Consider the following 8,934-nt stretch of genomic DNA (forward strand, 5'->3'; position numbering starts at 1 on the left):
AAGAACATTCAAGCATATTGAACATTTTAAATGTTTATTTTTTTTATAAAATTTATTGACATCACATCAGATCAAGGTTCTTTTAGTATTTCTTCATATCCTCTATTAGAGCTAAGACCTCGTCCTCTTTTGTCGCCCAAGATGTGACGAGGCGAATCGCCGAATGATCCGCATCCACCTTTTCCCAAATATGAAAGGAATAGTTTTTCTCTAATTCTCTGATTAGTGCATTCGGCAGAATCGGAAAAATTTGGTTTGATGGAGAGTGCGTTAGAAACTGAATATTAGCCTTACTGATTTCTTCTCTAAGAATGGCTGCCATTTGATTGGCATGCGAAGCTAATTCAAAGAACAAATTATCCCGGAACAATTCTTGAAATTGAATACCTAGAAGTCTTCCTTTTGCAAGCAGTGCCCCTTTTTGTTTCAGATGGTAGCGGAAATCTTCCTTCAAAGAATCGCGGCAGATGACTAATGCCTCACCAAGAAGAGCCCCATTCTTTGTTCCGCCAATATAGAAGGCATCGACAAGCCCTGGCAGGTCGCTTAACTGAAGGTCGTTTTCCACCGAACAGAGGGCCGAGCCTAGTCTTGCCCCATCCATATACAAGATAAGATGGTTCTTTTTACAAAATTCACTTAGTTCCTCTAGTTCTCGATTGGAATAGATGGTACCAATTTCAGTGGAATTCGATATGTATACAAGCTTTGGTTTGACCATGTGCTCATCTGGATGTCCGTCGAGGACTGCTTGCACGTCTGACGGAGTTAGTTTCCCGTTCTCTGCTTCAATCGACAGGATTTTATGCCCTGTTGCTTCGATGGCGCCCGTCTCATGACCAAGGATATGACCGGTGCTTGCTGCCATAGCCGCTTCATGTGGTCTTAAAAAAGCAGAAATGGCAATCAGATTGGTTTGTGTTCCGCCTGATAAGAGATGAATATCAACGTCTGACCGGCCGATTTTCTCCTTGATTACTTCAACCGCTTTTCGTGAAAATTGATCCTCTCCATAACCATCCTCTTGAAAAAGGTTGGATTCCAATAACGCATTCAATATTTTAGGATGTGCGCCTTCGCTGTAATCGTTCTTAAAGCTGTACATAATCTTGCCCCCGTTAAATAATTTAAAATTGTCTCTTCCATTCTATCCTATCATAATTTTAAATTGTCTAAAAACATTAGGAAGATAGGCTTCAACAAAAAGTTACTACTTATAAAATTCACACTAACTGTAACAATTGAAACTATTTGATAGAATGACATGTATAGACTATTTGAGGTGAAAAGAATGTACATACAAATAGAGGAACCGACAGAAAAAATTTCGACAGATGCTGTGAAAATGTGGCGAATCTCCAATTCAATTGGGCATGGAATCGCCTTTTTCATTATCGCTGTATTAATCATTTGCACAGAGAAGTTTGATTGGTTTGGATGGATTGCCATCGTTCTTTATATTCTTGGAGGAATCGGCTTTCTATCTGCTATTTTCTCCATCGTGATTGAACCAGTCTATTTACAATTGACCTGGCGATATAGAATTGATCAGCAATTTGTTCAATTGAAGCATGGAAAATGGCAAGTTCAACACACATTAATCCCGATGGAAAAAGTGGAATATGTTCGGACAGAACAAGGTCCAATCATGCGGCGCTATGCTCTATACAATATTGAGATTGGAACCACTACTTCGAGCCATGTCATTCCTGCCATTCCAGCAGAAACAGCACAACATCTAAAAGCGGAAATTGCCTCCTTTGCAAAAATACAAGATACAGATGGAGTAGAAGGTGAAAGAGCATGAAAAGATATCACCCCGCCGTAATCGTCGTTGAGTTGGTATCGTTTATCAAAAATTGCATTTGGTTCTTTCTCTTTTTATTTGTCATTAAAGCCTCCTCCACTTCCGATTGGGTAATTTGGGGCCGCTATCTCCTGTTACTTGCTACCGTCTGCACCATTCTTTCCATTATCTTAAAATGGTTCTTCCACCGCTATGAATTGGTTGGGGATGCTATTGTCATTTACGAAGGAATTTTTGTCAAAAAACAACGGACGGTTGGATTGGATCGTATCCATAACCATACTTCCACCACTTCGTTTGTGCACCGTTGGTTTGGACTTACTTCCATCACACTGGAAACAGGGACAAGTGGGGAGAATGCTTCCGTTGAGTTTAAAGTGATAAAAAAAGAAGAAAAAGAACGAATCCTTGCTCACTTGGAACAAAAGCAGGTTTCTATCGAGGCATTAGCTGACAGTGGAGTGGAGCGTACGGTACACTTTCGAGCGACTAGAAAAGATTTAATAAAGGCATCCTTTACATCTCTAAGCTTCCTGGCAATCTTTCCGTTATTAAGTGCGCTTTATGCCAATCTAGCAGATTTTTTTCAAATTGAGAAAACGACGAAAAATGCCTTTGAATATTTATGGCTCCATTGGTGGATGTTGATTATTCTTTTTGTCCTCGCCCTCGCCTTGTCCGTCGTAATTGGGTTAATCCAAACGACGTGGAAGTATGGAAATTATGTTATCAGTGATGATCGTGAGCGGATTTATATCGAAAAAGGGGTTGGCAATTTTATTAGTTTTTCGATTCAAAAACAAAGGGTTCAAGCCATCATCGTCGAACAAACCATCCTTAAACGAATGCTCGGCCTTGCTTCCATCAAGCTAATCAGCGCTGGTGGGTATGATGAAGAAGATCAGGAAACAAGCTCTCTTTATCCATTTATGCCAAAGCAAGAAGCCTATCGAATTTTACACACCATGCTGCCGGATTACCGGATTGAAGAACATATGGAACGCTTCCCGATCAAGGTACTTTGGCTTAAGCTTCTCCGTCCGTATTATCTATCCCTTTTGTTCCTAATCGGACTGTGGTTTTTCATAAGAGAGTGGCTTTGGGTCACGGCAATTGTCTTTATTATTTCCGTTCTACTACGGATCCTTGACTACTGGTTCACCAGTTATCTCCGGGATGGAAATACGGTGCAATTAAGAAAAGGCGGATTAACAAATGAAACCTTCGTCACCCACCGCAACCGAATCCAACAGATTACCGTCAAACACACATGGCTGCAGCGAAAATTCGGTGTTGCGACCCTTTTATTCTCAAATAAGGCTAAACCCATGCATGAGAGTAAATTATATGGGGTATCAAAAGGAGAAGCTGAAACTTTCTATATGTGGTACCACAAAAAATCCGGCTCGTTATAACAACCTGCCGGATTTACATTTTTTATCTTAATATTCATTTGGATTTTCATTAAGAACCCAAGAAATATTAGCCTCAAAGCCTAATTGAAGGACAGGGTTAGGCAAACCTTCTGGTACAAACTCTAAATCCTCAGATAATCCAACAGTGAAATTCTCAATTTCAATCGTATTCGTTTCATTAAAGTTAGAGGACGTGCACAATTCTCCTTCTAGCCCTCTGCCAACAAAATGATAAACCCCTATGTATAAGCGTATTCGAGCTTATTATTTTTTTGTCGAGTAGATATAGGGCGTAAGCCGTTACTAGTCGATTGTTTGTTGCATTTATTATAGTAATCCAAATTGAATGGGTATTGATAAAGGTTTATTACATCCTAGTCATTGTGTTTTACTTATTGTCACAATTGTTGACGTCAGGCGCCAAATGATCGTATAGAAATGGATAGCAGTTATTCACTGTATTTATATGGCTACTACACCAATTGGGACAAAGTGGAGGTAATTTAATGGCATTAAAAAAGAAAGACAAGTTCTTTAATCATTTAACTAGCATCTCTTTAAATTTAAAAGAAAGTGCGTACTACTTTGCTGAAATCAAATTAAAAAATGTAAGTGATCTTAAAATTTTTTCCGAAAAGATGAAAGAATTTGAATTAATCGGGGATTCCCTTGTTCATGACCTAATTAGTGATCTAAATAATGCTTTTATCACACCATTTGAGCGTGAAGATATTTTAGCTCTTTCAATAAGCATGGATGATATTTTGGACGGCTTATACCATACATCTGCACTATTTGAAATGTACTCTATGATTGAAACGGACGAATATATGCTAAAATTTGTTGATGCGATCAAAAATTGTGCAACGGAAATTGATGCAGCTATTGATCTACTATCAAAAAAGAAATTGCTAAATATAAGAGAACACGCAATTAAAATTAAAGAAATTGAGTCTCACTGCGACAACAATTTGCGTGAATCCATTAAACATTTGTTTACTTCCCAGAAAGACCCGATCCGAATTATTAAATACAAACAAATTTATGAAGGTCTAGAAGAAATCGCTAACTGCTGTAAAGCAGTGGCTAATTCGTTTGAAACAATCATTATGAAGAATGCTTAACAGATTCATCATACAAAAGGTATTTATGTTTATTTATGTTACCTCGTTTATTTTCTTGTTGCACTAATCATGTTATCTCGTATGGACCCAAAGTATTCATTCAAAAAAAACCCCATATAGGGGTTAGAGACCAAAGCTTTTCAACTTTGACTTGTCGATAGATTTTTCTAGTTTCATTTCATTTTCTTTACGAAGTCCTCCGGCACCCTGTTCCATATCTCGTTGGATCAGGCGTTTGATATATGTGGCAAACTGAGTGAACTGGTTACAATGTTCTAGAAGCTCACTTTCGAAGGGGTCATCAAGGTTGAAAGGTACTGACTTCACCGTTCGGTTCAGTTTATTATTCATCAGCAAAGACCGCTTTCCCTAGAGTATAAAATCCGAAAGCGTTGGCATATTGCGGACTGTATGTTTTGGGTCCGTTTGTCCGGAAGTGGACGGGTTTGATTAGCTGGATATTTTTAAAACTCTCTTTCATAAATGGGAGAAGATATTCTGCAATTCCCCCGCAAAGAAATGTCGGCTCATTCAAGTGCCACTTGCCTCGAAGTTCCGCCAGGATGGCTACTGCTATTTGTTTTTCTGTCATTTCCATGTGTGTTTCTGCCCCGAAAGCAAGAGTCCCGCTTTTCCTGTCAATAAAGTAGCCATCCTCCACTCTTAAATAGTTCAAGGTACTACTTCCAGTGTCGATGATGTTCGCAATTTCCTCCGGCCTGTCTGCCATGCTGAAGTATGCCCCCGAACCTTCAGGCGCGACTCTTACTTCCTCGATGTAAAACGTTTTCTTTACATTGTTCACCGTGATTGTGTGGACCCCTTCCAGCATTTTCTCAATCTTTTCCCTGTCTTTTTTCACCATTCCACGGATTGGCTGCCCAACCACTACACAGTTCCCTTTCGTTTTTCCATATTGATGAACTGCCACCAGTACCCTGATCTTTGTTTCCTCGTGCGCTTTCGAAATATCTCTCGGCTCTCTTATTGCATGACATTCCCGCCAGGCGATATTCCCCACAAACAGCTTCTCTTCCCCGTACTCGACGATGTAGTCGCCTACTTCCATTTGGTTACCCAAATGAAGATGGCGGTAAGGTCCAATTGTTGATCTAAACTTAAACACCTCGTCCCTCGTTCTTCCTTTCACTTCGTAGGCGCCGGCATCGACCGCTATAATCCATTTTTGATTCATTATTCCTTCCCCTTTTAACAATATTGTGGACAGTGCACATATGTCATACATCTAATCTTTTTCAAACCTATTATATGAGCGGAGTACCACATGTGACACACACCTGTCATACATTACTGTTCATTGAAAAAAAAATTCTTTGAAAAAAAATTTATTTATGAGGTAAGGTAAAACTAATAAAGCAGGACATCCCTCCATCAAGATAGGCATATGAAAACAATAAAATTTTAGAAATTGCTTCTGTCTTTTCTGATTGATAAACTGACATTATAAAATTCAATGTTTAAGAAGGAGATTTACGATGATGATTAATAAAATTGGAAAAGTTACTGTTTACGTAAATGATCAAGAAGAGGCAAAAGATTTTTGGATTCATAAACTCGGTTTTGTCTTAAAAGTAGAACAACCTATGGGTCCAGACGCGTTTTGGATCGAAGTTGGCCCAAGTGAAAACGAATTTACCACTTTAGTACTGTATTCAAAGGCTGCAATGGAACAACATCAACCTTCAAAAGTTGCCCATCCATCCATTTTATTCAGCACCACTGATATCGAAGCAACTTATGAAAAAATGAAGCAAAATGGTGTAGTAGTTGATGAGATGTTACGATTACCTTTTGGAAACATGTTCAACTTTAAAGATCAAGATGGAAATGATTATTTAATAAGAGAAGATAAATAGTCTAGCGACAAACTGGTTTCTCACATAAATAAAAGACGAGGTATTTTGAATGAATGTCAAAATACCTCGTCTTTTTGCCCAATTTCTCCTACATCTTTCTAATTTAATAACTTTTGATACTTATTAAAATCCCCCATTTGACCGATCAGGGTGAACCCGCAGTTTTGATAAAATTGATTTAGCTTTTGATTATGAGCCACACAATCTAGTCGTAAATATTTGACACAACCAGCAAAATGACCTGCTATCCACTGCAGCGTTTCCATTCCTACTCCATTTCCTTTGTGGTTTAATCCCATTGCCAGGCGGTGTATGTAGATGGAAGGGTCGTTACTCTCCCCCCAAATCTCAAGATCCCAGTCACTTTGTTTAGTTGAAACCGTAAATGTTCCAATTATTTCGTTGTCCTTCTCAAGGACATACGTCTCATTATTTAAAATCGCTCGGTGAATTTCAGCATAGTCCCCGCCTTCTAATAAATAAGACCATTGATTAATCGCGTTAGTTTGAAACCATTTTGCAATCTCTTTTAATAGCTGGCGAATTTGTTCGGTTTCTTCACTTCTTGCCAGCCTAATCCGACCATTCAATCCGGAACAACTCCCATCTCCTCATTTTTTAATGAAAATAATCATATGTATTTTTGGCTAATAATAAAAAGGTTACAGCGATAAAGAGTGCCCGGACATAGCCGCTTCCCCGTTTAATCGCAAATTTCGAACCACAGATAGCCCCAGCCAATTGTGCCAGGCCCATTGGAATCCCATAGGCGTAATTAACTTGTCCTAAAAAGATGAACATCAATAACGCAGATACATTACTTCCAAAGTTTAAAAACTTGGCATTCCCCGCCGCCTTCAAAAAATTAAAACCCATCGTTAAAAAGGCAAATATTAAAAATGAACCCGTACCGGGACCGATAAAACCATCATAGAAGCCAATCGCAAAGATGACAATCATAAAAATAATAAGATGGTGGGTGGCGAATTTTTTGTGGGTAGAAATACTGCCCCAATCTTTTTTAAAAATCGTATAAATGGCCACCACTGCGAGCATGACGAGCATCAATGGCTTTAGCAATTCGGGATTCATTAAATGTACCGTCCACGCTCCAATCATCGAACCAATAAACGTGAGTGGAAACAGTTTATAGACGGATTTTAAATCAAGCTCTCCTGAACGATAAAACATAATCGTACTCGTTAATGAGCCCATTGTCCCCACAAATTTATTGGTCGCCACTGCAGCAGCTGGCGTCAGACCTGTAAATAATAATGCCGGCAAGGCAATTAGTCCGCCACCGCCGACAACGGAATCAATAAATGCAGCTAGAAAGCCAAAAATAACCAAAATAAATAATAACGTTGGATCTAAATCAAACAGCATTTCATCAGCCTTTCTTTTTGTCAATGCGACCTTAATTTATCTTTCGAAACGCAAGTGGACAAATTTCATCATTTTAAATAAATCGATCAACCTTACCATCACCCGAGTCCCGCTTTCCCACTTCTTACTTGCCGGAATGCCTTTAAAGTACGATTTACAGGAAAGTACCTTGATTTTTGGTGACCAGGTTTCAAGTAATTTGGGATTATTGACATAAAAATACATTTTCGCACCCTTATTCCCCGTTTTTTCCACGGTGCGATTGGAGACCTTTAACATCATTTTTGATTCAGCATCAAAGTACATTTCCCCCCCCGGAAAGTGAAGCGTCATTTTCTGAATGATCTCCTTTAGTTGCTTTTCCTGAAAATAATAGAATACTCCCGCAGATATAAATAGTATGCCGTTTTCCTCATTAAAAGTCACTTCATCAAACCACGAACAATCAAAAAATGATTTAGCAATACTGATGTTCCGCGGTGAGTCTGGGATTAAAGAGTTACGGAACGCAATTGCATCGGGTAAGTCAAGGTTGTACCAGTTAATGGTTCCATTATCTACTCTTGAAAAAGTCGTATCAAGTCCTGCACCGATGTTTACAATGGAAGCTCGTGGATGTTTTTCGATAAAAGCTCTAATAATATCATCTATTTTCCGTGCGCGAACGATATAACTAATGCCACCGTATTCGCCAAAAGTTTTAGCGATTTCTGTAAAATCAAAATCGCAACCTGCAATAATTTTTATTGCTTCTTTGTCGTACAAGATTTCTGGATTCTTCTCACTGGCAGTGGCACGCCCCCAAAGTGGGATCAGCATCGTGCCTTGGACGGATTGTAAATCTAGCAGCATTTATCTTTCCTCCATTTTTTTAAGCAAGTCATTTACTTTATGCAAAGCATATTCAAGATCTATTTGCTCTTCATCATTGAGTTTGGATAAATCATTAACAAAGTTCTGATAAATGATTCCCCATTTTTCATGTTGTGAAGCATTACCCTTCTCTGTTAATTGAATTACAAACGACCTTTTATCATTCACATTTTGACTTTTGGTAATATACCCTTGATCAAATAAGCGCTTAAGTAAGTCGGTCATTTGCTGTTTGGGTATATTTAGACCTTCACTTATTTGTTTAATCGTCAAAGGATGTTGGTTCATAAATAAACATTCTAGGATTTGATTCTGTAAATGCGTTAAGTTACTAGATTTTTGATTTAATCGTTGAAAATTTTTAAATAGATTAGGGATTAACTCGAGATATTCTTTACTAATTTGAGCTATTGCCATGGGATCATCTCCTATTATAGTAAATTATTATATAC

Annotated in this window: 12 protein-coding genes; 4 read left to right on the forward strand and 8 right to left on the reverse strand. The window is 38.4% G+C overall.

The window, feature by feature from the left end:
• Positions 1-82: 82 nt before the first annotated feature.
• Positions 83-1,105: a threonine aldolase family protein gene (locus V7137_RS28460; protein WP_335701172.1), complete on the reverse strand. Its 1,023-nt coding sequence runs from the start codon at positions 1,103-1,105 to the stop codon at positions 83-85.
• 186 nt (positions 1,106-1,291) lie between these two features.
• Between V7137_RS28460 and V7137_RS28465 the strand changes: the two genes are divergently transcribed.
• Both V7137_RS28465 and V7137_RS28470 read left to right on the forward strand, forming a co-directional pair.
• Positions 1,292-1,807, forward strand: coding sequence for a PH domain-containing protein (locus V7137_RS28465; RefSeq protein WP_335701173.1), 516 nt, complete (start codon positions 1,292-1,294; stop codon positions 1,805-1,807).
• Positions 1,804-3,222 carry a PH domain-containing protein gene (locus V7137_RS28470; protein ID WP_335701174.1) on the forward strand — a complete coding sequence of 473 codons (1,419 nt, stop codon included), beginning with the start codon at positions 1,804-1,806 and terminating at the stop codon, positions 3,220-3,222. The genes V7137_RS28465 and V7137_RS28470 overlap by 4 nt, the downstream gene beginning before the upstream one ends.
• Positions 3,223-3,249: 27 nt before the next feature.
• On the opposite strand, the gene V7137_RS28475 is transcribed toward V7137_RS28470, so the two are convergent.
• Complete coding sequence (locus tag V7137_RS28475) at positions 3,250-3,423, reverse strand: hypothetical protein (RefSeq protein WP_335701175.1); 174 nt, start codon at positions 3,421-3,423, stop codon at positions 3,250-3,252.
• A 305-nt stretch (positions 3,424-3,728) separates the two neighbouring features.
• Between V7137_RS28475 and V7137_RS28480 the strand changes: the two genes are divergently transcribed.
• Positions 3,729-4,346 (forward strand): DUF47 domain-containing protein, encoded by a 618-nt coding sequence (locus V7137_RS28480; protein ID WP_335701176.1) that lies wholly within the window; start codon positions 3,729-3,731, stop codon positions 4,344-4,346.
• Between the two features lie 123 nt (positions 4,347-4,469).
• Here the strand turns inward: V7137_RS28480 and V7137_RS28485 are convergent, their stop codons facing one another.
• Positions 4,470-4,697 carry a hypothetical protein gene (locus V7137_RS28485; protein WP_335701177.1) on the reverse strand — a complete coding sequence of 76 codons (228 nt, stop codon included), beginning with the start codon at positions 4,695-4,697 and terminating at the stop codon, positions 4,470-4,472.
• Positions 4,690-5,541: a ParM/StbA family protein gene (locus V7137_RS28490; protein ID WP_335701178.1), complete on the reverse strand. Its 852-nt coding sequence runs from the start codon at positions 5,539-5,541 to the stop codon at positions 4,690-4,692. Before V7137_RS28490 ends, V7137_RS28485 begins: the two co-directional genes overlap by 8 nt.
• A 301-nt stretch (positions 5,542-5,842) precedes the next feature.
• Between V7137_RS28490 and V7137_RS28495 the strand changes: the two genes are divergently transcribed.
• Positions 5,843-6,223, forward strand: a complete 381-nt coding sequence (locus V7137_RS28495) for a VOC family protein (RefSeq protein WP_335701179.1) — start codon at positions 5,843-5,845, stop codon at positions 6,221-6,223.
• 98 nt (positions 6,224-6,321) lie between these two features.
• Here V7137_RS28495 and V7137_RS28500 read toward each other — a convergent pair whose 3' ends face one another.
• Genes V7137_RS28500 through V7137_RS28515 form a run of 4 tightly spaced genes read right to left on the reverse strand, consistent with a single transcriptional unit; the run spans position 6,322 to position 8,899 of the window.
• A complete protein-coding gene (locus tag V7137_RS28500) occupies positions 6,322-6,813 on the reverse strand; it encodes a GNAT family N-acetyltransferase (RefSeq protein WP_335701180.1) in 492 nt (163 codons plus the stop codon).
• Positions 6,814-6,841: 28 nt separating this feature from the next.
• Positions 6,842-7,609, reverse strand: a complete 768-nt coding sequence (locus V7137_RS28505) for a TSUP family transporter (RefSeq protein WP_335701183.1) — start codon at positions 7,607-7,609, stop codon at positions 6,842-6,844.
• Positions 7,610-7,645: 36 nt separating this feature from the next.
• Complete coding sequence (locus V7137_RS28510; protein ID WP_335701181.1) at positions 7,646-8,461, reverse strand: class I SAM-dependent methyltransferase; 816 nt, start codon at positions 8,459-8,461, stop codon at positions 7,646-7,648.
• Positions 8,462-8,899 carry a MarR family winged helix-turn-helix transcriptional regulator gene (locus tag V7137_RS28515; RefSeq protein WP_335701182.1) on the reverse strand — a complete coding sequence of 146 codons (438 nt, stop codon included), beginning with the start codon at positions 8,897-8,899 and terminating at the stop codon, positions 8,462-8,464.
• Positions 8,900-8,934: the final 35 nt, after the last annotated feature.

The sequence above is a fragment of the Neobacillus drentensis genome, from assembly GCF_036962765.1.
Lineage (GTDB): Bacteria > Bacillota > Bacilli > Bacillales > Cytobacillaceae > Neobacillus > Neobacillus drentensis_C.

Excerpts from the sequence above, each read along its gene's own strand:
- V7137_RS28460 (WP_335701172.1), bottom strand. The coding sequence starts at position 1,105 with ATGTACAGCTTTAAGAACGATTACAGCGAAGGCGCACATCCTAAAATA.
- V7137_RS28465 (WP_335701173.1), top strand. The coding sequence starts at position 1,292 with ATGTACATACAAATAGAGGAACCGACAGAAAAAATTTCGACAGATGCT.
- V7137_RS28470 (WP_335701174.1), top strand. The coding sequence starts at position 1,804 with ATGAAAAGATATCACCCCGCCGTAATCGTCGTTGAGTTGGTATCGTTT.
- V7137_RS28480 (WP_335701176.1), top strand. The coding sequence starts at position 3,729 with ATGGCATTAAAAAAGAAAGACAAGTTCTTTAATCATTTAACTAGCATC.
- V7137_RS28485 (WP_335701177.1), bottom strand. The coding sequence starts at position 4,697 with ATGAATAATAAACTGAACCGAACGGTGAAGTCAGTACCTTTCAACCTT.
- V7137_RS28490 (WP_335701178.1), bottom strand. The coding sequence starts at position 5,541 with ATGAATCAAAAATGGATTATAGCGGTCGATGCCGGCGCCTACGAAGTG.
- V7137_RS28495 (WP_335701179.1), top strand. The coding sequence starts at position 5,843 with ATGATGATTAATAAAATTGGAAAAGTTACTGTTTACGTAAATGATCAA.
- V7137_RS28505 (WP_335701183.1), bottom strand. The coding sequence starts at position 7,609 with ATGCTGTTTGATTTAGATCCAACGTTATTATTTATTTTGGTTATTTTT.
- V7137_RS28510 (WP_335701181.1), bottom strand. The coding sequence starts at position 8,461 with ATGCTGCTAGATTTACAATCCGTCCAAGGCACGATGCTGATCCCACTT.
- V7137_RS28515 (WP_335701182.1), bottom strand. The coding sequence starts at position 8,899 with ATGGCAATAGCTCAAATTAGTAAAGAATATCTCGAGTTAATCCCTAAT.